The following is a 24,334-nucleotide window of genomic DNA, read 5'->3' as shown; positions in this document are numbered from 1 at the left end:
CCTCGGGCGTGGTGGTCTGCGCGACCGTCGTGGTCTGCTCCACCGTGGTCCGCGCGGGCGCCTCGGTGGTCGTGGCGACGACATCCTTAGTCGTCGTGACGGGCGCGAGGGTCTCGGCCGCGGGCACCTTCGCCGTCGTGGTCGCCTTCGGCGTCGTCGTCGTGGTCGTGGTGGTGGTGGTCGTGGTCTCGGAGGCCTCGGGCGACGCGAATGCGGTCGCGGTCGCGGTGGTCAGGCCAGCCGCTGTCGGCAGCACGAGCGCGGCCGCGAGCAGTCGCAAGACCCTGCCGCGGGCGCCTGGTGCGGACGCCTTCCCCCCGGGACGCGTTCCCGGATTCCTCAGTGCTGTTCGCATCTGACCGTGACACTCCTTCTGCTGTTTGGCCCCAGTGCTGTGGCGTCGGCCCGGAAGATCCGGACCTCGACCGTCCCCCCGGCCCTTGCCGATGTCGTTCGAACGACACCTACACTCGTGCTCTTTTTACACGCAGGGAGCCGGCGCCAGGGGGTGACGCGCTGTGACGGGTGGTGCAATTGTTACTTCTGCGGGGTAAGGACCCCTTGGTCGCGGCGCTGGTCCGGACCCGAAAACGGCGATGCCGCCCCACGCTGCCTGATCGGCACGAGGGGCGGCATCATCGGTTTACGCCGCGACCTGGAAGCCGGTCGATCAGGCGTTGAGCGCGGACAGGATCTGCGGCCGCGCATTCCAGAGCTCGTTCTCCCAGTACTTCCACGCGTGGGTGCCCCTGGCCGGGAAGCTGTAGGTGGCCGGGATACCGAGGGTGCCGAGGCGGACCTGGAACGCGCGGGTGTTGGCGAGGGAGAGCGCCTCGAGCGCCATGCCGTTCGCCGTGTTGAAGTAGTCGATCGGCGCGCGCGGGTTGTCATGCGCACCCGGCAGGCCGCTGGCCGCCGAGACGTACATCGACAGGCCCTTGAGCTGCGGGGCGAACACGAACGGGTCGTTACGCAGCCACTGCTTGTTCCACGGCGGGCCCCACATGGCGTCCACGTTGTAGCGGCCGGCATCGAGCATCGCGACGCGGATCGCCTCACGCATGCCCGGCGCGGAGATGTTCAGGTAGCCCGACAGCGAGCCGGCGAACTTGAACTGGTCGCGGTGGTGCGCGGCCAGGGTCAGGGCGGCGGAGCCACCCATCGACAGGCCGAGCACGCCGTTGTTGCTACGCGAGACGCCACGGGTCTCGAGGTAGGCAGGCAGCTCCTTGGTGAGGAAGGTCTCCCACTTGTAGGTGCCCTTCTGCCCGTTGAAGTTCGAGGGCGACATCCAGTCGGTGTAGAAGCTGGACTCGCCACCGACGGGCATCACCAGGGTGACGTTGTCGTTGCGGAACTGGTCGAGCGCGTTCGTCTCGAAGGTCCATGCGTTGCGGTCGTTGCGCGCACGCAGCCCGTCCAGCAGGTACAGCGCGGCGTTGCCACCACGGGCCGCCCACTGGATCTGGACCTTGATCGGGCCCATCGCAGAGGGCACGAAGACCTCTTCGAAACCTCCCGCGGGCGCGCGGTGCGCGACCGGGGCGGCGCCTGCGACGGCGGTGCCGGCAATACCAGCGGCCATCGGCAAGACGAGCGCGGCTGCTGTGAGGCCGAGGGCGCGCTGCTTGAGGCGCTCAGAAAACCCCGGTCTGCCAATACGCATGAATACTGCTCTCTTTCTTCTCTGCGGTGCCCGCCGAAGCGGCCCGACGATCCGGCGGGAAGCCATGCTCTGCCGCCCCCACACATGTGGCAGCGACAGTGGAACTGATCAAGATCACACTGCGCTCGGTGGAGCGTATGTCACACAACGAGCACTGACAAACGGTGCCTCGACTGTGTCCCCGAGGCACACATGACATCTATATCGGCCCGTTACGGGCCATCGTTACACGAATGAGACAAGTTCGCACGACCAAGGAAGCAAGGCCTGCCCGGCACCCGCTCACCTGGGTTCCACCGGCGGAGGCGGCACCAGGTTGCACCGCTGGATCTCGTACGCCGGAACCCGGTCGAAACGGTACTTGGCGTAGTCGAAGGCGCGCTTGATATTGCGGATGAAAAGCGGACGGGTGAGCTCGCCCCGACTCGAGGCCAGCACCTCCTGGGTCTCGGGGCAGGTGAGCGCGACCTTGGCGTCGGCCACCCAGTCCTCGTCCATGTACCAGGGCAGCCACGGATGGATGTCGACCATGCCGGTGTCGGCCACCACCCAGTCCGGGTAGAGGGCCTTGTCGTGGCCGATCCGGCCGTCGTCGAGCCGCTTGGTGTGCGCGGCCAACGGGTAGGCCAGGCCCATCTGGTCGATCACCTTCACGTCGAGGCCGACGTTCATGCTCGTCATGCCCAGGTTGAGGAAGTAGACCGTGTGCCCGGCGCCACCCTCGGGGATCGGCTCGGGCGGCGGCACCACGTCCCAGTAGGTGAAGGCCGCGGCGGGCAGCAGCAGTCCGCCGTCCGGGGTGTTGGCGATCGCCTCGACCATCGCGCGCATGCGCGGGTAGTCCAGGTAGTCCTCGGCCCGGATCGGATGCGCGTGACCGGTGTTGAGGGCGTAGAAGTTCCGCTCGTCGACGATCCCGGACTTGCCGACCACGGTGCCGTTCGGCATGCCCGACGAGTTCGACACCGAGATCGCCCAGATCACGGTGACCAGCCAGGCGCCTGCACCGACCGCGAACAGCGCGGTGGATCGGGTCCGGCCCCAGTCCTCGCGGGCCGGGATACGGACCGGCAGCACGGCGATGGGGAGCATGAAGCAGAACAGCACGGGCAGCAGCACCCGGCCGTGCATGAAGTCGCCGCCGACCCGCAGCGAGTAGATCATCAGCAGCAGCCCGGTGACCAGGATGACCGCGACCACTGCGCCGGGGGTGCGCAGCCGCGACTGCAACCGCGCGACGGCGGAGCCGCCCTCGGTGCCGGAGGCGGCACCCGCACCCGACCAGGGCCGGGTCACCAGGACCGCGACGGCCAGCACGAGCAGCGGCAGCCACAGCCAGTAGGGCCCGACGAGGTTCCACAGATAGGTGAAGCCCTGGCCCCACTTGGCGCCGCCCGCGTCCTTGGCGACCGCCGTGTTGGGATAGGGCAGGCCGTAGTAGCCCATCCGCCAGATCTGGTAGCCGACCGGGACCGCACCCGCGACCGCGACGATCGACGCGCGCAGCCGCCAGGTGCCGGGCGCCAGGAAGATCATCAGCAGGGCGAGGCCGGCGAGGATGACCATCTCGGGCCGGACCAGCGGTCCGAGGCCCGCGACGAAGGCGAGGATCAGCACCGAGGCGGTGGTCGGCGGGCGCAGACTCCAGCGCACCAGCAGCAGCCACAGCAGGGCGATCCAGAAGATGACCAGGCAGGACTCCAGCCCGGAGGTCGCATAGTCGCGGGCGGGCGGCACCGCGATGTAGGCCAGCGCGCCCGCGGGCAGCAGCAGCGTCGCGGCCGACCGGCGGCCCAGGCCGCGCCAGAGGGCACCCGTTCCGAGCATGCCCAGCACGATGGCGCCACCGGAGAGGACGAGCGCGATGCCGAGCACCACGTACTCGAGGCGGGCCTGCGTCAGCCAGCTGAACGCGTACACAAGGTAGGTCCAGATGGTGCTGGTGTTGGCCTCGACCCGCTCCCCCGCGTTGAACACCGGACCGTTGCCGGCGAGCAGGTTGCGGACCGTGCGCAGCACGATGAGCCCGTCATCGGCGATCCAGCGGCGCTCCCAGCCACCCCAGACGAAAAGGGCTGCGGTCAGCGCGATCCCACCGAGGAACACCGAGCGGGGCAGCCATGCGGGCAACCGCATGGCGGAGCCGGCCCGCTCGGTGGTGTCGGTGTTCTCCACGCGGGGCCTGTCAGACGATATAGACAGCGACACCCACCGCTCCAATCCAGGCAATCGCGAGGAATTGGAGCACTCGATCGCCGAGCGCGATCTCTTCCGGCTCCCCCGCCTCGCCACCGTCGACATCGACCGCGTACCGCAGGATCGCGATCGTGAACGGGACCATCGAGATCGCAAACCAGTTGGTGTTGTTGACCTGATCCCGCTCGAAGGCCCACAGTCCGTAGCAGATCACCACCGCGGTCGCCGAGAGCGTCCAGACGAACCGCAGGTAGGTGGCGGTGTAGTACTCGAGCGACTTGCGGATCTTCGCCCCGGTGCGCTCGGCGAGCTGCAGTTCCGCGTAGCGCTTGCCCGCCGCCATGAACAGCGAACCGAACGCCATGATCAGCAGGAACCACTGCGACAGCGGGATCTCGGCGGCCACGCCACCGGCGATCGCCCGCAGCAGGAAGCCGGACGAGACGATGCAGATGTCGAGGACGGCCTGGTGCTTGAGGCCGAAGCAGTAGGCGAGCTGGATGCCGATGTACACCGCCATCACGACGGCGAGCTGCCAGTTCGCGGCGAACGACAGCAGGATCGAACCGCCGAGCAGGACGACGGCCATTCCGTAGGCCATGTTGACCGGCAGCACGCCCGCGGCGATCGGACGGAAGCGCTTGGTCGGGTGCGCCCGGTCGGCCTCGACGTCCATCGCGTCGTTGACCAGGTAGATGCCGGACGCGGCCATGCAGAACACGACGAAGGCCAGCGCCACCGGCAGCAGCACGTCGACCTCGGTCACCGAGCCTGCGGCGAGCGGCGCGGCCAGCACCAGGACGTTCTTCACCCACTGGCGCGGGCGCAGTGCCTTGACGATCCCGGCAGGCAGCGACTTCGGCGGACCGGCGACCTCGGTCGGGTGCTCGCTCATTTCTCTCCAAACTTCCGTTCGGCACGCAGCACCACTGCGGCCGAGGCTGCGCCCAAGGCGGATCCGGCAAGCACATCAGTCGGGTAGTGGACACCCAGCACGAGCCGCGAGAGCAGCATCGGGGGCACCAGCACCGCGGGCAAGGGTAGCCCGGTCAGCCGGCCGAGGAGGACCGCGGCGGCCGTCGTGGACGTGGCGTGGGACGACGGGAAGCTGAGCTTGCTCGGCGTCGACACGTTGACGGCCACGCTCGGGTCGTTCGGCCGGGGACGCCGGACCACCCGCTTGATGACGATGGAGGCCGCGTGCGCGCCGACCGCGCCGACCGCGACGCCTGCCCACTGACGGCGGCGGGGCCGGTCGAGCGCGGCGCCGACGCCCGCGATCGCGACCCAGCCGAGCGCGTGCTCACCGAAGTGCGACATGCCGCGGGCCGCGGCGATGACGCCCGGCTGTGCGCCGATGGTGGACTGGATGGTGCCCAGGATCTTCACCTCGGCGGCGGACTCGGTGGTCCCGGTGCCGTCGAGCAGGGCACCCTCTGGCCTACGCCGGGTAATGAAAGACACTCTCCCACCTCTCCTTGCTGGTCAACGACGGAACCGCGTCGGCGTAGACGCGCTTGAGCTCGGGGAACCGGGTGGCCAGCTCGCGGCGCAGCCGCATGGCCTCCTTCAGCAGGCCCCAGGCCTGACGCGGGTCCCGCTTGCGGTAGACCACGCCGCGGCCGTCCGCGGTGGTGACGGTGACGCCGTCCACCTGGGAGAGCAGGAACCAGCGGGCGTCGAGGGTTGGCACGTTGAGCTGCGGTCGCTCGTGGTGCTGCTCGTGCGCGGGCCGGACGTTGTGCACCAGGCCCTTGCCGAGGCGGACGAGCTTCGCGAGCGGGTTGGTCGGCTCGCCGACCGCCCCGACCTCCGCGCCAGAGGGCAGCGGCAGCGAGGTGGACGACGGCAGCACGACGGCGTCCGGGAAGTCCTCCCGCATCGCCCGGACGTCGCCGAGCGCGGTGGGCAGCAGTTCGAAGATGTGCTCCGGTCCCTGCAGGAAGTCGGCGATGGCCTTGTTCTGGATCGCGACTGTGGAGTACTCGAGGCAGAGCAGGTGCTTGAGGGTGGCCTTGACCGTGTTGACGACGAGGCCCCTGCCGTTGCCCGGCATGTGCAGCGCGGCCACCACCAGGCGGTTGCGCAGGTGGAAGTACGCCTGCCAGTCGATGGCGTCGTCCTTGTCGGACCAGGCCATGTGCCAGATGGCCGCGCCCGGCATCGTCACCGTCGGGTAGCCGGCCTCACGGGCCCGCAGGCCGTACTCGACGTCGTCCCACTTGATGAACAGCGGCAGCGGCTGGCCGATCTCCTCCGCGACCTGACGCGGGATCATGCACATCCACCAGCCGTTGAAGTCGACGTCGATGCGGCGGTGCAGCAGCTTCGAGTTCTCCCGGTCCTTGAGCGGGTACTGCGAGAAGTCGTGGTCGTACTCGACGTTCGGGGCGGCCGACCACATGAAGATGCCGCGGTTGACCACCTCGCCCATCGAGTGCAGGTGGCTGCGCTCCTGCAGGTTCAGCATCTGGCCGCCGACCAGGGTCGGGGACTTGGCGAAGCGGGACAGCGCCAGCGCGCGCAGGATCGAGTCCGGCTCGATCTCGATGTCGTCGTCCATGAACAGGATCTGCTGGCAGTCGGTGGTCTTGAGCGCCTCGTACATGATCCGGCTGTAGCCGCCGGAGCCGCCGAGGTTCGCCTGGTCGTGCATCGCGAGCCGGTCGCCGAGCGCCGCGGCGGCCTCGGTGAAGCCCGGCTCGTCGCGGACCTTGCGGGTGCCCTGGTCCGGGATGATGACGGCCTTGACCACGTCCATCACCAGCGGATCGGAGCCGAGGGCGGTGAGCGCCTTCACACAGTCCGTCGGCCGGTTGAAGGTCGGGATGCCGACCGCGACGCTCGCCACGCCTGGCGCCTCGATCGGGGCGTACCAGCCTGCGCTCTCGAGCACCACCTCGGTGTCGGAGGTGATGTCGAACCAGATCCAGCCGCCGTCCTCGAACGGGGCCAGCTCCACCTCGAACTCAAGCGCGACGTCGCCGTCCTGGAACTCCCTGCCCTCCACGTGGATTCGGGAGGAGTCGGCCTTCGAGCGGTACACATCGACCCGGCCGTGACCGGACAGCTCCAGGCGCAGTACGACGGAGGTCAGGATCGACCAGCGGCGCCAGTAGCTGGCCGGGAAGGCGTTGAAGTAGGTGCAGAACGAGGCCTCGGACTCGGCGCCGATCGACAGCGAGGTCCGCGAGGTCGCGTGTGCGCGCCTGGCGTTGGTGGCCGCCTCCTCCAGGTAGAGGGTGCGCACGTCGAGGGGCTCGCCCGGCCGGGGCAGGATGACCCGCTGCAGCAACGCCTTGCCGAGCGGTTCGACGTCCTCGCTGAAGAGCGTGTCCTGCTCCATCAGGTGCCGGGGGCTCATGCGTCGTTCCCGTTGCCGAGCGGCGCACCGGACTCCAGGTGCGGCCGCAGGGTGTTGTCGAACATGCTGAGCGCGCTCGCGATGGCCATGTGCATGTCCAGGTACTGGTAGGTGCCGAGGCGCCCGCCGAACAACACCTTGTTCTGCGCGGTCTCCGCCTTGGCCCGCGCCCGGTAGGCCTCGAGCTTCTCGCGGTCCTCGGGGGTGTTGATCGGGTAGTACGGCTCGTCCTCGCTCTCCGCGAAGCGGGAGAACTCGCGCATGATGACGGTCTTGTCCGCCGGGTACTCGCGCTCGGGGTGGAAGTGCCGGAACTCGTGGATGCGGGTGAACGGCACGTCCGCATCGTTGTAGTTCATGACCGGGGTGCCCTGGAAGTCACCGGTCGGCAGCACCTCGGTCTCGAAATCGAGGGTGCGCCAGCCCAGTTCGCCCTCGGAGTAGTCGAAGTAGCGATCCAGCGGACCGGTATAGACAACGGGAGCCGACGGGGACTGCTCGCGCAGCTCGTCCCGCACGTCGAACCAGTCGGTGTTCAGCCGGACCTCGATCTTCTCGTCCTTGGCCATGTTCTCGAGCCACGCGGTGTAGCCGTCGACCGGCAGGCCCTCGTAGGCGTCGTTGAAGTAGCGGTTGTCGAAGGTGTAGCGGACCGGCAGCCGGGTGATGTTGCCTGCGGGCAGGTTCTTCGGGTCCGTCTGCCACTGCTTGGCGGTGTAGTCCCGGACGAACGCCTCGTACAGCGGGCGCCCGATCAGGGAGATCGCCTTCTCCTCGAGGTTGGTCGCGTCCTTGCTGTCGATCTCGGCGGACTGCTCGGCGATGAGCGCCCGGGCTTCATCGGGGGTGAAGTACCTGCCGAAGAACTGCGACACCAGGCCAAGGCCCATCGGGAACTGGTAGGACTGCCCCTTGTGCATCGCGAAGACGCGGTGCTGGTAGCCGGTGAACTCGGTGAACCGGGTGACGTAGTCCCAGACCCGCTTGTTCGAGGTGTGGAACAGGTGCGCCCCGTACATGTGCACCTCGATGCCGGTCTCCGGCTCGGCCTCCGAGTAGGCGTTGCCGCCGAGGTGGTGGCGACGGTCCAGCACGAGGACCCGCTTACCCAGCTCGGTCGCCGCACGCTCGGCGATGGTCAGTCCGAAGAAACCCGAACCGACGATGATCAGGTCGTACTGGCCAGAGGTGGCGGGGCCTTGGGTTACAGAGGTCACGGGCAACCAGGGTATCGGACCTGGCGTGGAGGTCCCGGCCAACCCGGGGCTGCCGGGTGGTAGGTCACAGACGATCCGGCGGCCACCTCGCCGGGGTGAACTCCGTCTGCAGCCGGAGTTCACGCCGTCGCCACCTACAGGTTGCGCTGGGCATACACCGTCAACGCGTCCCGGACGAAGGCCGCGCCCCGCGTTCCGCCGTAGTTGGCGGCGAAGCGCTCGTCCGCGACGTACATCTCACCCAGACCCAGGATGTACTCCTTGACCGGAGCGGCGCCGTGCCCTGGCGTGCCGGGGATGCCGCCGAGCCACTCGACGTGGCGACGGGCCAGCTCCTGTGCCCGCTCACCGTCGGGCGCCGAGGCCGACTCCGTGGCGTCGATCCAGTCGGCGTTGAGCTGTGCCAGTGCCGCCTGCCAGGCCCGGCGCTGCTCGCCGGTCTGGCCGCGCCACCAGCGGTCGCCGGACTCGTAGGCCTGCTCGCCCCAGCGTTCGATCACCTCGTCCTTGTGCCGGGTGTGGTCGAAGCCGTCGAAAACTTCCTCTGCCATCAGTTGTTCACCTCCTTCCGTCTTCTGCAATGTCGTCCGCACCGACTCGATCTGCCGTCGCACCCGGCCGAGCTCCTGTTCGAGCAGGGCGAGATGGGTGCGCAGCGCGGCCGCGGTGTCCCGCTCGCCGCCGAGGACCTCGGCGATGGCCGGGAGGCCGAGGCCGAGTTCGCGCAGCAGCAGGATCCGCTGCAGCCGCACGAGGGCGTCCTGGTCGTAGTACCGGTATCCGTTGGCGCCGATCCGGCTCGGTTCCAGCAGCCCCCGCTCGCCGTAGTGACGCAGCGTGCGACTGGTGGTCCCGGCCGCCTTGGCCAGGTCCTGGATCGACCATTCGCCCGCCATCCGGGGTTCCTCTCGTCGTGTCGGTGCGATCCGACAAGACAAGGATGAATGTTGACGCTGCGTCAATGTCAAGGCGCGCCCGGCAGTTGATAGCGTGATCGCCGTGACGGAGCTGGAAGAGCTGGTCCTGACCACCGGCGAACGGGCCAGTGGGGTCCGGGTCGAGAGCGTGATGTTCGGGATGGACTGGACCGGCGAGGAGCAGCCGGGCCTGCTGGCGGCGTTCGTGGCCGGTCGGGTGCGGGCCTTCGGGGCAGAGCCGACGGACGTCGACACCGACGTCGTCTACCGGGCGGCCGAGGCCGACCCGACGCTGCGCCGCGGTGATTTCCCGGTTCGCCAGCTCGATCACCTGTCCGCTGTGCTGGCAGATCTCGGCTGCACGCTCGCGGTGTGGGACAACGGCACCGACACCTACGAGGTCCTGGTCGCGCTGAACGGTGAGGGTGAGCTGACCGGATTGATGCACGAGGGCCTCCCGGTGCGGGCCTGGGGCTCGGAACCCGAGGAGACCCTGGTCAGCCTGAACTGCCCGGGCTGCTCACAGATGCTGGTCTGGGAACTGCCTGCGACCGAGACCCTGGCCGACGAGAGCTGCGATTGTGGAGCAGCGTTGTTCGACGCCACCGGCCGCCCACTACCCGGCGTCACTCTCCACGACTGAGCCGACCCTCGGCACTGGCGCCTACCCGCGCGACCTCTGAACCCGATAGAGCGCCAGTGCGCGGGCGGTGTCGAGGGTGGCCGCGCCCGCGATCGGCAGGAAATGGTCCAGCTGCCAAGCCTGCGTGCCGCGGGCCTGTCGGCTGGTGGTCGCCGCCCACGGTGGGTACACGCGGATCGCCCGCTTCCCGCCCGCACCGTCTCGCGACAGCACGCCCCGATCGGCGAGGACCCGCTTCGGGAAGACGAACTGCCCGAAGCGATCACCGTCGCGGGCGCTGACGACGAACAACTCGACCGCGTCGTCGACGTCGAAGGGCGCGATGGGGCCCTGCGCCGACCTCGTCCACAGGGTGACGAACTGGCCGGCCTTCTTCGGTGTCGTCTTGGCGACCCGAAAGCGGATCGGACGGCCGTCGACAGTGAGCTCGTACGCGCCGTAGGCGGCACCCTCGAGCTCGGGAACCGGCGCCGAGCAGGCGAGCCCACACGGGTCGTACAGCAGCGCCTTCGCTGCCAGCAGGTCGGCGTGGACGGCCCCGGCATCCGACCACGGTTCCGGTTCGACGCTCACGCGCCGAGGATACGGCGGCGCGACTTCGGCGAGCCTTGCATTGCTGGCCGAGTCATCTTGATGCCGATAGCGTTCCGCGTATGAGTTCCGATCCGGATCAGCTCCCGACACCGCATCCGTCGGAGCCGCACGCCCAGGGGTTCTCCGCCAAGCTGAACTGGCTGCGCGCGGGCGTCCTCGGCGCCAACGACGGCATCGTCTCCACCGCCGGTCTTGTCGTGGGCGTCGCCGCGGCGAGCACCGCCCGCGGCCCGATCCTCACCGCTGGCATCGCCGGGTTGGCTGCGGGCGCGGTGTCCATGGCGCTCGGCGAGTACGTCTCGGTCAGCACCCAGCGTGACTCCGAGCGGTCACTGCTGGCCAAGGAACGCCGCGAGCTCGCCGAGCTGCCCGACGCCGAACTCGACGAGCTCGCGTCCCTGTACGAGGCGAAGGGCCTGACCCCCGCGACCGCCCGCACCGTGGCGGAGGAGCTGACCGCGCACGACGCGTTCGCCGCGCACGCCGACGCCGAGCTGGGCATCGACCCCGACGAGCTGACCAATCCGTGGCAGGCGGCGATCTCCTCGGCCATCTCCTTCACCCTCGGCGCCCTGCTGCCGCTGATCGCGATCCTCGTCCCGCCCGCCACCTCGCGCGTGCCGATCACGTTCGTCGCGGTGCTGGTCGCGCTCGCGCTGACCGGCAGCGTCAGCGCCCGGCTCGGCGGGTCACCACGCGGGAAGGCAGTGCTGCGGGTGGTGCTTGGCGGCGCGCTGGCGATGATCGTCACCTACGGCATCGGGCAGATCGTGGACACCGTGCAGATCTGAGCCCGGTCAGACCCGGTGCGCCGGCGCCATCAGCACCGGGATGACGAACTGCTCGATCATCGCCCGCTCGTCGGCGTCATCGGCGCCGGGGACGGTGAGCAGCGAGACGATGACCCGCACCAGCCACCTTGCCCGACTGGAGATCTCGCGGTCGTCGCCGCCCCACGCGTCGGCGAGGAAGCTCGCGCCGAGCACCTCGATCACCTCCGAGGTGCCCGCCAGCTCGGAGGCGATGCCCGCGTCGCCGAGCCCGAACCAGGCGGCCAGCGTCGGCGTCGCCCGCACCTCGCGCACCGAGGCGAGGATGGCCGCGGTGATCCGCTCGCGGGGATCCTCGATGCCGGCCACCAGGCCGGTCACCCGCTCGCCGAGCCGCCGCGCCTCCCGGTGCACGAACGCCAGGTGCAGCGCGCGACGGTTCTCGAAGTAGCGGTAGAGGGTCGCACGCGAGCACCCGGCGGCCTTGGCGACCTCGGCCATCCCGGTCGTCGCGACGCCACGCTCGACGAACAGCTCCGCGGCCGCATCGAGGATGCGCTCCGCCGCGAGATCGGTGCGTTCGTCGCGCAGCCAGGTTCCGGAACTCATGGCCGGAACGGTACGTGCGTCGGCCGCCGGACGTAGTTACCGGCCGCGTACTCGATGCCGTCGACGTCGACCTCGAAGTCGGGGCAGCGGGCCAGCAGTTCCTCGAGCGCGACGCGGGCCTGCATGCGCGCGGCCGCGGCGCCGAGGCAGTGGTGGCTGCCGTGACTGAAGGTCATGATCTGGCGGGGCGCCCGCAGCACGTCGAGCTCCTCGGAGTTCGCGCCGTACGCCCTCGGATCGCGGTTCGCGGACCCGTAGACCAGCAGTGTCTTGCGGCCTGCGGGGATGGTGACGCCCTCGATCGTGACGTCGCGGGTGGTCGTGCGGGCCAGCCCCTGGACCGGCGAGGTGAGGCGGAGCAGCTCGTCCACGGCGTCGGGGATGCGGGACCGATCCTCCAGCAGCAGCGCGCGCTGGTCGCGGTGCTGGGTGAGCAGCGCGGAGGAGCCGCCGAGCATGCCGGTCGTGGTGTCGTTGCCCCCGGTGACCATCGTGAACGCGAAGCCGAGGATGGACAGCACGCCCGCGAAGTCCCCGTCGGCGGCGATGCCGGCGGCGACGAGGTGCGAGATGGTGTCGTCGGCTTCCTTGCCCGCGGCGACGTCGGCCTTGCGCCGTTCGATCAGCCCGCCGAAGTAGCCCATCAGGTCTCCGACCGCGGTCGCCGCCTCGAGCGGGTCACCGTTGGCGTTGGCGGCGACGATCGCCTCGGTCCAGCCGTCGAACTGCCCGCGGTCCTCCTCGGGAACGCCCAGGTAGTGCGCCACCACCATGCTCGGCAGTGGCTTGAACAACTCGGTGACGATGTCGCCGCCGCCCGCCGCGCGCAACCCCTCGATGCGCTCGACGACGAACTCACGGACCGCCGGCTCCACGGCCTCGACCTGACGCGGGGTGAACCCGCGGGCGACGAGGCGGCGGAACTCGGTGTGCGTCGGCGGATCGAGCATCACCAGGGGCGGGTTGTCCCTGAGCCCGATCTTGTCGAGCTCGCCGTAGCTCGTGGTCAGGCCGTCCGCGGAGGAGAACGTCTCGTGGTCGCGGGCGGCCGCGTACACGTCGGCGTGCCGGGTCAGCACCCAGTAGTCGTCGGCGGGCGACTCCTCGGGCACCACGTGGTGGACCGGGTCGTGCTCGCGCAGCGCGGCATACATGCCCCAGGGGTCGCGCCAGGACTCTGCGGAACGCGGAACGTAGGCGGCCTGGCCGGACATAGTCGTTGTCATGTGTCGAGCGTGAGACACATGAGCAACTTTGTCAATCACTGGTCGTCAGACCGGATACCGCGCCAACGCCTCTTCCCCGCCCACGTTCAGGATCATTCGGCGGAGCACCTTCACCGTGGTGACGTAGTCGGCGTCGTCGATACCCGCATGGATTTCTCGGCGCACGCCCGGCAACTGCTCCTTGACCAGGGCATGCGCCCGCCGACCCGGCTCGGCCAGCCGCAGCCGACCCGCGGCATCCCGGGTGAGCAGTCCGCGCTCGACGAGATCGGCGGCGTCGGACTCCGGCTCGTCCTGCGGCAGCAGATAGGAGCTCATGCGGGCGGTGAGTTCGGCAGGTGTCAGACCGGACTCGGCCTCTGCCGCCGAGGCCAGGTCATCCTGGTGCAGATTGCGAATGATCCAGTACTGCGGCTGGGTGAGGCCACGGGCGGCCAACCAACGACGGATGAAGGAGATGACCTCGGTGTGCGCCGCATCGGTCCACTGGCCGATGGGAAGCCGGGCCAGGGTGCCGTCGTCGAGTTCTGTCGTGTGCGTCATGCCGACAGTCTGTGACCTCAACCCATCTTGAGGTCAAGCGGAGTTCATCCGCCCTCGTACGCCCGCCGCAGCTCGTTCACGTCCAGCTTCTTCATCTGCAGCATCGCCTGCATGGCACGCTGCGCCTTCTCGGGGTCACCGGCGACCATCATCTCCTCGAATCCAGGGGGCACGATCTGCCAGGACAGTCCGTACTTGTCCTTGAGCCAGCCGCACTGCACCTCCTGCCCGCCGTCCGAGGTGAGCTTGTCCCAGTACTCGTCGACCTCCTCCTGCGAATCACAGTTGACGAGCAGGGAGATCGCCTCGGTGAAGGTGAACTGCGGGCCGCCGTTGATCGCGTTGAACTGCTGCCCGTTCAGCTCGAAGTCCACGGTCATCACGCTGCCCTCCGGGCCAGGCGCTCCCGCCGGGTAGCGCGAGACCGTCAGGATCTTCGAATTCTTGAAGATCGACACGTAGTACTTCGCGGCGTCCTCGGCCTGATCGTCGAACCAGAGTGAGGGGTTGATCTGCATCGTTGCCTCCCGGGTCGTGGATTTCCACTCTCACATGTTGTGACCCGGGAGCGAGCCGAAACTCATCGTCGACAGCGACACAAGATCCGGATGAGTTCCGCCCGCATCAAGGGCAGAACTCATCCGGATCCGGCGACGTGGGGTCAGCTCCCCAGCCCTGGCAGCTTGGCCGTCAGGACGCTGGCGTCGAGCACCTGCGCACCGGTGGTCTTGGTCCAGACGATGGCGCCGTGCGTGTACATCCGGAACCGGCCTGCCTCGTCGGGCATCGCCAACTCCGGACCGACCGGCGCGCCGAGCACGCCCAGATGCCCACCGAGCTCCGCATACTTGCGCTCGATGTCGGTCGGCTCCACCTTCCCGGTCGGGTCGGCGTTGTCGACGCCAGGCGCAGCCAGCGCGGAGGCAGGCGGCGGCGCCGCTGGACCGACGCCCTCGGTGATGGTGAACCAGTCGGACTTCAGCCCCAGCTTGGTGCGCGCCTCGTCGCCGGTCACCTCCTTGGTGCCGGTCGAGCCTGCCACCCTCATCCCGGTGACCCGCCCGCCGTCGGCGCCGAGGTTGTTGCGCGAGGTGACCTCGATCGAGTGCAGCTCGCCGACCCCGAAGGCATGGGCGATCTCACCCGCGGTCACGGTCTGCGTCCACTTGTGGTTGGGGGATTCGCTGTCCCCGAGGTCCTCGACCGCCCCGAACGCGCCGCCCGCGCTGTACCCGCCGGTCGACGCGGAGAATTCCGCCGAGACCGGCTTGCCCTCCTTCATCAGCACCTTGCCGGTTGTCGAGCGGACGGCTTCGGTGGTCTTGGGATTCTCCTTGGAGGAGCCGCCGTACACCTGGCAGTCCTGCGTGTCGCAGGTCTCGGCGTAGGCGTACCGACTCTCGGCCGCCGCGTAGGACCGGGCCGCGACGGCCTGCGCGCGCAGCGCCTCGGCGCCGCCGGTGTCCGCCCACTCGGCCCTCGACTCCGCGGGCACGACGCCGAGCAGATAGTCCTCCATGCCGACGTGGTTGACGACCCGCGGTGCGTCGCCCTCGAGCGCGACGCCGAGCGAGCCGCGGAACGGCGCGCCGCCACCGCACAGTTTCAGGTGTTCGTTCGCCGGCCGGTCGGGGCCGAGGTCGACGGGGTCGACCCAGGGGTGGGTGGTGGAGTCCTGCCACACCACCTCACCGTCGCAGCCCCTGGTGACGACGACGGTCGCGCCGCCGCCGGGCGCCGCGGTCAGGTGCGCGGCCTCCCCCGGCGCCACGGTCCGGCCCGCCACCCCCATCGGCGAATCCGAGAACACGTCGAGACCCTTGCCGTCCAGGCCCATGAGCCGGACACCGATCGCCTTGTCCCCCAACGCCTCCAGTGTGGTCCCGCCGTAGTAGTAGCCGAGGATGCGTTCGGCGGTCCAGCCCTGCTTGGCGTAGCCGTACGCGCCCCACTGCCCCATCCCCCGGCCGTGACCGTGGCCGTAGCCGGTCAGGGTGTACGGGGCGTCGGCGGCGACCGCCTCGGCGACATCGGGGCCCGACGACCTGGTCGCGACCACCACGCCGATGGTGCCGCCGACCAGGAGTGCGGGCGCCAGCCCCAGGATCGCGGCCCGCATCGCGAACGGCGTCCAGCCGCCCCGCATCGGTCGTCCCACGACGAATTTCTTCTTACGGGTCCTCGCCATACCCTGATCTCCTCATCGACGGAGTTGATCGTCAGCGCGCGACATTCGGAATGACGCGCGGTGGCGCGTACGTGCCGATCTCGAAAGCCTCAAGTTAAGGTTGAGCGTTGGAAAGTTTGTGACTAGTGTGGCAAGAGTGACTAGCGATGGCAACAACCGTCACACCTGTATCACCAGTTGCTGACACCGACACCCGCGAACCACAACTGAGGGAGTCCCCTTGCCGTACCGCCGACCAAAGCCGTCAATCGTTCTCGGCACGGTTGCCGCCTTGGCGATCGCGAGCCCGCTCGCGGTCTGGGGCGTCACCAGCGCCACCGGCGTCCGTACCACCACCACCTCCGCGCCGTCGGCTGTCCCGACGCAGATCGCCGAGGTGGTCCTCGCGCAGGTCCCCGACATCGTGATCCCGCTCAAGGACATCACCGGTCTCGACCTGCCCGACCTCCGGCTCTCCGACCTGAAGAAGATCCCGATCCCGGCCAACCTCCCCACCGAGATCCCGCTGCCGCAGAACCTGCCGCTGCCCCCCGGGATCTCGCTGCCGCCGTCGATCCAGATCCCGCAGCTGACCGCGCCCGCGCCCGGCGACATCGCAGGCGGCGCACCGGCTCCCGCGCCGGCACCGGCTCCCGCGCCTGCACCGGCTCCCGAGGAGCAGTTCGGTACCGCGGTCAAGGAGATCACCCGCGACACCCCGTTCAGCATGATCGCGCTGACCTCGGAGCTCGGCGCCGCCGCCGCCAAGGTTCGCGCCCAGCTGGCCGACGGCTCGTGGGGACCCTGGTTCACCACCGAGAAGATCGACTCCCGCAAGAACGACAAGACCACGGGGGGCAAGACGGGCACCGAACCGGTGTTCGTCGGCGCCACCAAGGCCGTCCAGGTTCTGGTCACCAACGTCGAGAAGGCCGCAGCGGCGCTGCCAGCGTCGGGAACCGCCGACGCTCCGGCGCCCGGTGTCCCTGCCCCGGCGCTGCCGAATCAGCTGGCCCCTGCCGATCCCGCGCAGCTGCCGATGGGCTTCGCGCCCGCCGCGCTGTCGACCCCGCTGCGCGGCCAGGAACCCGCGCCGCAACCCGAGGCACCTCAGCAGGCACCGGCGCCGCAACCGGCCGCCGCGCCGCAGACGAACTCCGTGCAGCAGCTCGCCGAGGCGGTCACGGCCGTGCTCATCGAGCCCGGCACCTCGGCATCGGACAGCACCCTCGGCGACATCGCGACTCCCCTCGGCAGTTCGTCCGGCCCGAAGGTGATCACCCGTGCGCAGTGGGGGGCCGACGAGTCCATCCGCTGCCAGGAGCCGGTGTACGACGACTCCCTCGGCGGTGCGACGGTGCACCACACCGCGGGTAGCAACGACTACTCCAAGTCGGAGTCCGTCGAGATCGTCCGCGCGATCTACGCGTACCACGCCTCCACGCTCGGCTGGTGCGACGTCGGCTACAACGTGCTGGTCGACAGGTACGGCCAGATCTTCGAGGGCCGCGCAGGCGGTCTCGACCGCAACGTCCAGGGCGCACACGCGGGCGGGTTCAACGAGAACACCATGGGCATCGCGATGATGGGCGACTTCTCCACGGTGACCCCGCCGCAGGAGACCGTCAACGCGGTCGGCAAGTTCCTCGGCTGGCGACTCGCCAAGGCGGGCCTGGATCCCAAGGGCCGCACCACGATGTACTCCGAGGGCACCGAATTCACGCCGTACGCCCAGGGCGAGGCCGTTGACCTGCCGATCATCTTCGCGCACCGCGACGTGGGCAACACCAGCTGCCCCGGCGACGCCGGCTATGCCAAGCTCGGCCAGATCCGCGACATCGCGGCGGCGAACCTCGGCGGCGGTTCATCGTCCGGCGTGCTCGCCGCAGCACCGAACAACCCGCCCACCGACAACGCGACCCCGGTGCCCGCCCCGGACGCCGCCGCGGCGGGCACCGGTTCGACGGCCGGCGCCCTCGGCGCACTGGTCGGCGAGCTGCTCCGGCTGACCGACCCCTCCCCCATCGCACAGAAGTGGATCGCGGAGGGCGGCGACACCGGGCGCCTCGGGAACTCGCTGTCCGGCGAGATCCCCGTCAAGGGCGGCAACAAGGTCGTGAAGTTCACCAACGGCGCCATCGCCACCTCCCCGAACGGTGGGGTGTGGACGGTGCTCGGCAAGATCTTCGAGACCTGGCAGACCGCCGGCCTCGACGCCGGTTCGCTCGGCCTGCCGACCAGCGACGAGTACACGGTGCCGGACGGCAAGCGCACCGACTTCGAGGGCGGCTCGCTGATCTTCAACGAGGTCACCGGCATCGTCACCACGATCCTCAAGACCTACAACGACGCCTACGCGAAGGCCTACCAGGAGGGTGCGGCCGCGACCCCCGCCGCCGCGCCCGTCGCCGAGGCGGCACCCGCCCCGGTGGCGCCTCCCGCTCCGCCCGCAGCCGCCGAACCGGCGCCGGCCCCCGCAGGCTGAGCCGCAGGCATCGAACGAGAACATCGGCCCCGCATCGGTTTCCCCGATGCGGGGCCGATCCGTATCCGCGGCCGCGCGCCCATGGTGTGGCTGGCCACACCCCCGAGTCGCCTGGCAACACCCTCGAACGCTCCTCGGGCATCGGGAAACATGGTTCCCATGACAACGACCACGCCCCGCGCACCGGCGCTCCTCGAGTTCCTCCGCGCCCCGATCGCCGCGCAGACCTGGCGGGAGACCGGATACCTGGCGGTGACCGCCGTGCTGGCACTCGCAGGCATCACGTTTCTCTTCCTCGGCACCGTGTTCGGGGGCGTCCTCGTGATCACCCTGATCGGCATCCCCCTGTTGGCCGCGATGATCGTGGGGGCCAGGGGATTCGGCCACGCCTATCGTTCCCTCTCTGCGTGGATGCTCCGCTCGCCGGTGGAGGACCCGCCTTCGTTCTCCCCTCGGCCGGGCGTGCTCGGGTTCATCTGGTCCGGGCTCATCGACCGAACGGGATGGCGCGCGATCGCGTTCATGCTGATCAAGACCCTGCTCGCGGTCGCAGCCGTGTGGGGCGCGCTGCTGTTCGCGGTTGTCTCACTTGGCCTTACGATCTCGCCGCTGCTGTGGTGGCTGATCGACCCCGTGAACTACGACTCGAACGGCGTCGCCCGGCATTCGCTTCTCCAGTTCGGCGACGTGTACCTCGACACCTGGGCGCAGATGCTGCTGCTGTCCGCGACCGGCATCGTCGGTCTGTTCCTGGCGCCATGGCCGATCCGCGGCCTCGCCGCGCTGGACCGGGTGCTGATCCGAGCCCTGCTCGGGCCCTCACCTCGCGATGCCCGCGTCGAGGAACTCGAACGCACCCGCACCGAGGCGGTCGAGGACTCGGCCACGAGGTTGCGCCGGGTGGAACGCGACCTGCACGACGGCACCCAGGCCCGGCTGGTCGCGATGGCGATGACCCTCGGCCGCGCGGAGGACCGCATCGCCGCGGGCGAGGATCCCTCCGACCTGGTGCACAGCGCACACACCGCGGCGAAGGACGCCCTGACCGAGCTGCGGGAGGTGGTGCGCGGCATCCATCCGCCCGCCCTCGACCTGGGCCTTGCGCCCGCACTGCAGACGCTGGCCGCCCGCAGCGCCGTGCCGGTCGACCTGGCGGTGTCGGTGGATCCGCGGCCGACTCCCGGCACCGAGACGATCGCTTACTTCTCCGTCGCCGAACTGCTCACCAACGTCGCGAGGCATTCCGGGGCGACCCGCGCCTGGGTGTCCGCGACGTCCGACCGTGATGGGCTGTCGGTGTCGGTGCGGGACAACGGCATCGGTGGGGCGGTGGTCGGTGCAGGCAGCGGGCTCGCCGGGCTGGCGGCCAGGGCCGGTACCGTGGACGGATCACTGCACGTGGACAGCCCGGCCGGGGGCCCGACCGTGGTGACCCTTTCGCTGCCGGTCGACGGGACACACTGATGCGGATCGTGATCGCCGAGGACAACGCCATCCTCCGGGATGGACTGGCGCAGTTGCTGATCGAACGCGGCCACGAGGTCGTCGCCATCGTGGGTGACGCGACCTCGCTGGGGCCGGCCGTCGCCGAACACCTGCCGGATGTCGCGGTGGTCGACATCCGGATGCCGCCGACTTTCACCGATGAGGGCCTGGTCGAGGCGGTGGCCCTGCGCCGCAGGTTCCCCGACGTCGGGGTGCTGGTGTTCTCACAATGGGTGGAGACACGTTATGCCGCTGAGCTTCTCGCAGGAAGGGCCGCCGGCGTCGGCTACCTGCTCAAGGACCGGGTCGCGGACGTCGGCGAGTTCGTTGACGCGCTGCAGCGGGTGGCGGCGGGCGGAACCGCGCTCGACCCGGAGGTGGTGACCCAGCTGATCGGCTCGAGTCGCAAGGCCAAGGCCCTCGATGCCCTCACCCCCCGCGAGCGCGAAGTACTCGGGCTGATGGCGCAGGGGTTGTCCAACGCCGCCCTTGCCGCCTCGTTGCAGGTGACCGAGCGAGCCGTGGAAAAACACATCGGCAACATCTTCACCAAGCTGGACCTGCCGCCGTCGGACGGCCACCACCGGCGGGTGCTCGCCGTGTTGCGCTACCTCGAATGAGATCGCCCGGGCGCCGGCACCTCTCAGCGCATCAGCCGGACCAGCTGCCCCCACAACCCGTCGAGCGCGGCCGCGTCGTTCCGCAGCTTCGCGAACAACACGGCCCCCTCGAGCTGGGCGAGCATGGCCGCCGCCAGCTCGCCGCTCGAACCGTCCGGGGTGAGGCTGCCGTCCACGACGGCATCGTCGAGCACCGCCGCCACCAGGGCGGCCTGCTCGTCGAAGATCGACTCCAGGTCCGCCCGGATGGTCGCGTCCTGCGTCGACAGCTCGAGTGAGAGGTTGGCGAACAGGCAGCCGTTGATCGCCCCGTCCGCCTGCTCGGCGCGCAGGTCCTGGACCTGCATCGCGAAGAGCGCCTCGAGACGCTCCATGGGAGGCCCCCCGCCGGAGAGCACCGCCACCCATCTGGCGCGCTGGGTCTGCCAGTGTTCCTGGATCACCTCGCGGGTGAGGACCTGCTTGGACTCGAAGTAGTGATAGAAGCTGCCCTTGCGCACGTCGGCCACGGCGCACACCTCGGCGACGCCGACCCCCGCGTATCCACGGTCTCGGATCAGCCCGCAGGCAGCGTCGAGCATGCGTTCACGGGCGTCGCTTGTTCGTCCCACCCGGCCACCATACAACCGGACAACTATGACCGATTGACGTTTAGTTGACCGGTCGTCTAGTTTCGGACTCGGGCCGAATCCGACTCGGCCGGACAAGGAGCGTCATCGCCATGGCCGACTGGACAGACACGCACTTCACCAGGGACTTCGGGGTCACCTACCCGATCGTGCAGGGCCCGTTCGGAGGCGGGATCTCGCGCGTCGAGCTCACCGCCGCCGTCTCCGACGCGGGCGGACTCGGCTCGTTCGGCGCCCACCACCTCCACCCCAGCGAACTCGACGCCACCCTCGCCCAGCTGAGCGCCGCGACCGACCGCCCCTTCGCGGTGAACCTGTGGGTGCCGCTGCCCGGCGAGCCGAGAACCCTCGACCCGCGGACGCACGCCCGCCAGAGCGACGCGCTGGCACCGTGGTTCCGCCGCGCCCGGATCGATGCCCCCGCCTACCGGGCGCCCGCCCCGCCCGACTTCGAGGCCCAGGTCGAGGTCCTCCTCGAGCGGCGGCCGGCGGTGTTCAGCTTCGTCTTCGGGATCCCAGAGCCTGACATCCTCGCCGAGTGCCGCCGCCGCGGTATCCGAACCCTGGGCGCGGCAACACATCTCGACGAGGGATTGGCGCTGCGCGACGCGGGCGTCAATGCCGTCGTCGCCTCCGGCTACGAGGCGGGCGGGCATCGACCGGCGTTCCTGCGGCCCGCCGAAGACTCCATCGCCACCGGTCCGCTCACCGCCCAGCTGTCCGCCGCCCTCGACATCCCGGTGATCGCGGCCGGCGGTATCGCGGACGGACGCGGCATCGCCTCCGCGCTGATGCTGGGTGCCGACGCCGTTCAGGTCGGAACCGCGTTCCTGGCCACCGACCAGTCCGGCGCCCCTGAGGCGCACAAGCAGATGCTCCGCTCTCCCCGGGCCAGGTACACCGCACTGACCACGGCGTTCTCCGGGCGGCTCGCACGTGGCATCCGCAACGAGTTCCTCGACGAGCACGCCAACGCCGACCTCCCGCCGTACCCGCAGCAGCTGTGGCTCACCGCCCCCATCAAGGCCGCGGCCGCGCACAGCGGCGACGCCGAACTGCTCGCGCTGTGGTCCGGCCAGGGCGCACCGCTGCTGAGCGAAAGACGCGACGCCACGGAGGTTTTCGAGCACCTGGTTGCCGGCACCACCCGCACGCTTCGCTCAGCGGCCTGCCGCTAGCCCCACCAGCGCTCGAGGACGCGCGCCACGCCGTCCGCCGAGTTCGAGGTCGTCACCTCGTCGGCCGCCGTGATCGCGTCGAGGTGCGCGTTCTCCATGGCCACCCCGTGCCGGGCCAGGGTGAGCATCGGCACGTCGTTGGGCATGTCACCGAACGCCACGATGCCGGACACCGGGATGCCCAGCTGCTCGGCGACCACCGTGAGCCCGGATGCCTTGGTGATCCCGGGGGCGGAGACCTCGATCAGGCCGTTGTCGGTCGAATAGGTCAGGTCCGCGCGGTCGCCGATCAGCGGGGCCAGGGCGGCGGCCATCGCGGCGCTGCGGGTGCCTGGCAGCCGGATCAGCAGCTTCACCGCGGGATGGGCCAGCACCTCGTCCCCGGACATCTCGGTGTTGTCCGGGTTCAGCCAGGCGTGCTCGTAACCCGGTGAGCTGACGAACTGCGGGGTGGCCGCGTCGTGCGCGCTGGCCCCGACCCGCTCCGCGGCGAGGCCGCAGCCGGGCAGGGCGGCCATCGCCAGATCGGCCAGCCAGCCCAGCTCGCCGGTGGACAGCGTGACGGCACTGAGCACCCTGTCCGCGTTGCTGTCGTAGACCACCGCGCCGTTCGCACAAACGGCGAGCGGCGCGAACCCGAGTTCGTCGACCACCGGCGCGATCCACCGCGGCGGGCGCCCGGTGGACAGCACGAAGGGCGTCCCGTCGGCCACTGCCGCCTGGACGACGGCCCTGGTCCGGGGGCTGACCTTCTCGTCGTCGTCGATCAGGGTGCCGTCGACGTCGCTCGCGATCAGCAGGGGTTTGGTGTGTCGGTTGTCCTGCACCGAACCCATCATGCCGGAACCACCGACCGCACAGACCGCGGCGGTCACGCGGACGAGACCGGGTCGATCAGGTGCAACGCGTTCCATCGAAAGCGGCTCGACGGCGCCGATACCCCTCACCACGCTGGGCCGATTGCGGTTTCAACGATTCGGTACCTACGCGAACAAGTTCTCCTCTATGGTCCAGGTCACAGAATCTCTTTACTTCTGTGCAACTAACTATTGACTCAGTAAGGAGCACTACATGTCCTTCACGCACGTTCGCCGGGGTGCGGTCCCTTTGGTCGCTGCCGCGGCAATGGCTGCAGGCAGCCTGCTGCTGGCGTCGCCCGCGTCCGCCGCGCCCACCTCGATCGAGTTCAAGGGCGCCTGCCAGGCGAGGGCGATCCTCACCCAGCACATGTCGCAGCCGCTGGGCATGACGATCGACGCCCCGGCCGCCGTGAAGGTCGGCGAGCAGTTCAGCTACCGCCTGCAGCCGACGGTGAGCTCCCTGCCCGACAAGGAGTCCATCGCCACCACCACCGACATCCAGCGCCTCAAGATCGACTGGGAGCTCCCGGCGAACACCGAGTTCGTCGGCGCGACGGTCGTTGCGGGCACCGGCAAGGGCCTGACCGGCGTCGCGCCCTCGGTCATCCGCGTCAACGACGCGGGCGAGCCCGATGCGGCGGGCACTATCCTGCGGCTGTCCGGTGACAACGAGACCGTCGGCAACGGCCCGAAGTCCAGCCTGAACACCCCGGGCGGCATCGCGGTGGAGAAGACGAAGACCGACATGGACGGCAACCCGACCGCCGACGGTTCCACCAAGTTCCAGCTGCCCGCCGTCGAGGTCACCGTCAAGGCCGTCGCCGAGGGCGTGGTCACCCCCACGGTGCGCGTCTCGGGCGACGCCGCGAACTACAACAGCGAGAAGAACTACGACACCTTCCTTGCGCGGGCGTTCGCGCTCGGCTCGAACCAGAACGCTCCGACCTTCTGCACCCCGAAGGACGGCACCCGGCCCGCCAACGACGTGCCGGTGAACGCGGGCGGCCAGGCCCTCGCGACCATCACGGTCGGCGCGGGCGGGCCTGTCGACCCGGGCGGCCCTGACCCGGTCGACCCGGGCGCCGGCTCCGTCGACTTCGGCTCGATCGGGTCCATCTTCGGATCCTGACCTGACAACGGAGGCCGGCTCCCCATCGGGGAGCCG

Annotated in this window: 23 protein-coding genes; 8 read left to right on the top strand and 15 right to left on the bottom strand. The window is 69.7% G+C overall.

Going from position 1 to position 24,334, the window contains the following annotated elements; translation table 11 throughout:
• Positions 1-359, top strand: a 359-nt coding sequence (locus RM1_RS26360) for a hypothetical protein (RefSeq protein ID WP_218019685.1), incomplete at its 5' end; no start/stop codon positions are given.
• Positions 360-670: 311 nt separating this feature from the next.
• Here the strand turns inward: RM1_RS26360 and RM1_RS08100 are convergent.
• The 7 genes from RM1_RS08100 to RM1_RS08070 all read right to left on the bottom strand — a co-directional run bounded on the left by RM1_RS08100 (position 671) and on the right by RM1_RS08070 (position 9,339).
• Positions 671-1,666, bottom strand: a complete 996-nt coding sequence (locus RM1_RS08100) for an alpha/beta hydrolase (RefSeq protein WP_072750814.1) — start codon at positions 1,664-1,666, stop codon at positions 671-673.
• 282 nt (positions 1,667-1,948) lie between these two features.
• Entirely contained in the window at positions 1,949-3,874 is a 1,926-nt protein-coding gene (locus RM1_RS08095) for an arabinofuranosyltransferase AftB family protein (protein ID WP_072750825.1), read from the bottom strand.
• A complete protein-coding gene (locus tag RM1_RS08090) occupies positions 3,852-4,757 on the bottom strand; it encodes a decaprenyl-phosphate phosphoribosyltransferase (RefSeq protein WP_027501970.1) in 906 nt (301 codons plus the stop codon). Before RM1_RS08090 ends, RM1_RS08095 begins: the two co-directional genes overlap by 23 nt.
• Positions 4,754-5,290: a phosphatase PAP2 family protein gene (locus RM1_RS08085; protein WP_174562931.1), complete on the bottom strand. Its 537-nt coding sequence runs from the start codon at positions 5,288-5,290 to the stop codon at positions 4,754-4,756. Before RM1_RS08085 ends, RM1_RS08090 begins: the two co-directional genes overlap by 4 nt.
• Positions 5,291-5,303: 13 nt before the next feature.
• Positions 5,304-7,226, bottom strand: a complete 1,923-nt coding sequence (locus RM1_RS08080) for a glycosyltransferase (protein WP_072750812.1) — start codon at positions 7,224-7,226, stop codon at positions 5,304-5,306.
• Positions 7,223-8,443 carry a UDP-galactopyranose mutase gene (glf, locus tag RM1_RS08075; protein WP_072750811.1) on the bottom strand — a complete coding sequence of 407 codons (1,221 nt, stop codon included), beginning with the start codon at positions 8,441-8,443 and terminating at the stop codon, positions 7,223-7,225. The genes RM1_RS08080 and glf overlap by 4 nt, the downstream gene beginning before the upstream one ends.
• A gap of 134 nt (positions 8,444-8,577) precedes the next feature.
• A complete protein-coding gene (locus RM1_RS08070) occupies positions 8,578-9,339 on the bottom strand; it encodes a MerR family transcriptional regulator (RefSeq protein WP_072750810.1) in 762 nt (253 codons plus the stop codon).
• Positions 9,340-9,442: 103 nt separating this feature from the next.
• Here RM1_RS08070 and RM1_RS08065 point away from each other — a divergent pair, with 103 nt between their 5' ends.
• Complete coding sequence (locus RM1_RS08065) at positions 9,443-10,003, top strand: hypothetical protein (protein WP_218019684.1); 561 nt, start codon at positions 9,443-9,445, stop codon at positions 10,001-10,003.
• Between the two features lie 21 nt (positions 10,004-10,024).
• Here the strand turns inward: RM1_RS08065 and RM1_RS08060 are convergent, their stop codons facing one another.
• A complete protein-coding gene (locus RM1_RS08060; RefSeq protein ID WP_072750808.1) occupies positions 10,025-10,576 on the bottom strand; it encodes a MepB family protein in 552 nt (183 codons plus the stop codon).
• A gap of 80 nt (positions 10,577-10,656) precedes the next feature.
• Between RM1_RS08060 and RM1_RS08055 the strand changes: the two genes are divergently transcribed.
• Positions 10,657-11,388 (top strand): VIT1/CCC1 transporter family protein, encoded by a 732-nt coding sequence (locus RM1_RS08055; protein ID WP_072750807.1) that lies wholly within the window; start codon positions 10,657-10,659, stop codon positions 11,386-11,388.
• Positions 11,389-11,394: 6 nt separating this feature from the next.
• Here the strand turns inward: RM1_RS08055 and RM1_RS08050 are convergent, their stop codons facing one another.
• The 5 genes from RM1_RS08050 to RM1_RS08030 all read right to left on the bottom strand — a co-directional run bounded on the left by RM1_RS08050 (position 11,395) and on the right by RM1_RS08030 (position 15,933).
• A complete protein-coding gene (locus RM1_RS08050; protein WP_072750806.1) occupies positions 11,395-11,976 on the bottom strand; it encodes a TetR/AcrR family transcriptional regulator in 582 nt (193 codons plus the stop codon).
• Positions 11,973-13,202: a cytochrome P450 gene (locus RM1_RS08045; protein WP_072750805.1), complete on the bottom strand. Its 1,230-nt coding sequence runs from the start codon at positions 13,200-13,202 to the stop codon at positions 11,973-11,975. The genes RM1_RS08050 and RM1_RS08045 overlap by 4 nt, the downstream gene beginning before the upstream one ends.
• A 45-nt stretch (positions 13,203-13,247) precedes the next feature.
• A complete protein-coding gene (locus tag RM1_RS08040; protein WP_072750804.1) occupies positions 13,248-13,745 on the bottom strand; it encodes a winged helix DNA-binding protein in 498 nt (165 codons plus the stop codon).
• 44 nt (positions 13,746-13,789) lie between these two features.
• Complete coding sequence (locus RM1_RS08035; protein ID WP_072750803.1) at positions 13,790-14,263, bottom strand: VOC family protein; 474 nt, start codon at positions 14,261-14,263, stop codon at positions 13,790-13,792.
• 143 nt (positions 14,264-14,406) lie between these two features.
• The gene (locus tag RM1_RS08030; RefSeq protein ID WP_072750802.1) at positions 14,407-15,933 is read right to left on the bottom strand and encodes a SpoIID/LytB domain-containing protein; all 1,527 of its coding nucleotides are present in this window, start codon (positions 15,931-15,933) and stop codon (positions 14,407-14,409) included.
• 220 nt (positions 15,934-16,153) lie between these two features.
• Between RM1_RS08030 and RM1_RS08025 the strand changes: the two genes are divergently transcribed.
• The 3 genes from RM1_RS08025 to RM1_RS08015 all read left to right on the top strand — a co-directional run bounded on the left by RM1_RS08025 (position 16,154) and on the right by RM1_RS08015 (position 20,502).
• Complete coding sequence (locus RM1_RS08025; protein ID WP_072750801.1) at positions 16,154-18,397, top strand: N-acetylmuramoyl-L-alanine amidase; 2,244 nt, start codon at positions 16,154-16,156, stop codon at positions 18,395-18,397.
• A 159-nt stretch (positions 18,398-18,556) separates the two neighbouring features.
• Positions 18,557-19,861: a sensor histidine kinase gene (locus tag RM1_RS08020; protein ID WP_169922293.1), complete on the top strand. Its 1,305-nt coding sequence runs from the start codon at positions 18,557-18,559 to the stop codon at positions 19,859-19,861.
• The gene (locus RM1_RS08015) at positions 19,861-20,502 is read left to right on the top strand and encodes a LuxR C-terminal-related transcriptional regulator (protein WP_072750799.1); all 642 of its coding nucleotides are present in this window, start codon (positions 19,861-19,863) and stop codon (positions 20,500-20,502) included. The genes RM1_RS08020 and RM1_RS08015 overlap by 1 nt, the downstream gene beginning before the upstream one ends.
• 23 nt (positions 20,503-20,525) lie before the next feature.
• Here RM1_RS08015 and RM1_RS08010 read toward each other — a convergent pair whose 3' ends face one another.
• The gene (locus RM1_RS08010; protein WP_072750798.1) at positions 20,526-21,113 is read right to left on the bottom strand and encodes a TetR/AcrR family transcriptional regulator; all 588 of its coding nucleotides are present in this window, start codon (positions 21,111-21,113) and stop codon (positions 20,526-20,528) included.
• Between the two features lie 110 nt (positions 21,114-21,223).
• Between RM1_RS08010 and RM1_RS08005 the strand changes: the two genes are divergently transcribed.
• Positions 21,224-22,309 (top strand): NAD(P)H-dependent flavin oxidoreductase, encoded by a 1,086-nt coding sequence (locus tag RM1_RS08005; protein ID WP_072750797.1) that lies wholly within the window; start codon positions 21,224-21,226, stop codon positions 22,307-22,309.
• On the opposite strand, the gene RM1_RS08000 is transcribed toward RM1_RS08005, so the two are convergent.
• Positions 22,306-23,136 (bottom strand): HAD family hydrolase, encoded by an 831-nt coding sequence (locus RM1_RS08000; protein ID WP_245816140.1) that lies wholly within the window; start codon positions 23,134-23,136, stop codon positions 22,306-22,308. The two genes, RM1_RS08005 and RM1_RS08000, sit on opposite strands and share 4 nt — an antisense overlap.
• A gap of 244 nt (positions 23,137-23,380) precedes the next feature.
• Here RM1_RS08000 and RM1_RS07995 point away from each other — a divergent pair, with 244 nt between their 5' ends.
• Positions 23,381-24,298, top strand: coding sequence for an Ig-like domain repeat protein (locus RM1_RS07995; RefSeq protein ID WP_143069491.1), 918 nt, complete (start codon positions 23,381-23,383; stop codon positions 24,296-24,298).
• The last annotated feature ends 36 nt before the right edge of the window (positions 24,299-24,334 follow it).

This window comes from Rhodococcus maanshanensis NBRC 100610 (genome assembly GCF_001894865.1).
Lineage (GTDB): Bacteria > Actinomycetota > Actinomycetes > Mycobacteriales > Mycobacteriaceae > Rhodococcus_G > Rhodococcus_G maanshanensis.
Note: the sequence above shows the minus strand (reverse complement) of the source record. Positions and strands in the feature narration are given on the sequence as shown.

What these genes read in the sequence shown, in the direction of transcription:
- RM1_RS08070 (WP_072750810.1), bottom strand. Translation starts at nt 9,339, where the DNA reads ATGGCGGGCGAATGGTCGATCCAGGACCTGGCCAAGGCGGCCGGGACC.
- RM1_RS08015 (WP_072750799.1), top strand. Translation starts at nt 19,861, where the DNA reads ATGCGGATCGTGATCGCCGAGGACAACGCCATCCTCCGGGATGGACTG.
- RM1_RS08080 (WP_072750812.1), bottom strand. Translation starts at nt 7,226, where the DNA reads ATGAGCCCCCGGCACCTGATGGAGCAGGACACGCTCTTCAGCGAGGAC.
- RM1_RS07995 (WP_143069491.1), top strand. Translation starts at nt 23,381, where the DNA reads ATGTCCTTCACGCACGTTCGCCGGGGTGCGGTCCCTTTGGTCGCTGCC.
- RM1_RS08050 (WP_072750806.1), bottom strand. Translation starts at nt 11,976, where the DNA reads ATGAGTTCCGGAACCTGGCTGCGCGACGAACGCACCGATCTCGCGGCG.
- RM1_RS08100 (WP_072750814.1), bottom strand. Translation starts at nt 1,666, where the DNA reads ATGCGTATTGGCAGACCGGGGTTTTCTGAGCGCCTCAAGCAGCGCGCC.
- RM1_RS08040 (WP_072750804.1), bottom strand. Translation starts at nt 13,745, where the DNA reads ATGACGCACACGACAGAACTCGACGACGGCACCCTGGCCCGGCTTCCC.
- RM1_RS08090 (WP_027501970.1), bottom strand. Translation starts at nt 4,757, where the DNA reads ATGAGCGAGCACCCGACCGAGGTCGCCGGTCCGCCGAAGTCGCTGCCT.
- RM1_RS08035 (WP_072750803.1), bottom strand. Translation starts at nt 14,263, where the DNA reads ATGCAGATCAACCCCTCACTCTGGTTCGACGATCAGGCCGAGGACGCC.
- RM1_RS08045 (WP_072750805.1), bottom strand. Translation starts at nt 13,202, where the DNA reads ATGACAACGACTATGTCCGGCCAGGCCGCCTACGTTCCGCGTTCCGCA.
- RM1_RS08005 (WP_072750797.1), top strand. Translation starts at nt 21,224, where the DNA reads ATGGCCGACTGGACAGACACGCACTTCACCAGGGACTTCGGGGTCACC.
- RM1_RS08020 (WP_169922293.1), top strand. Translation starts at nt 18,557, where the DNA reads ATGACAACGACCACGCCCCGCGCACCGGCGCTCCTCGAGTTCCTCCGC.
- RM1_RS08055 (WP_072750807.1), top strand. Translation starts at nt 10,657, where the DNA reads ATGAGTTCCGATCCGGATCAGCTCCCGACACCGCATCCGTCGGAGCCG.
- RM1_RS08030 (WP_072750802.1), bottom strand. Translation starts at nt 15,933, where the DNA reads ATGGCGAGGACCCGTAAGAAGAAATTCGTCGTGGGACGACCGATGCGG.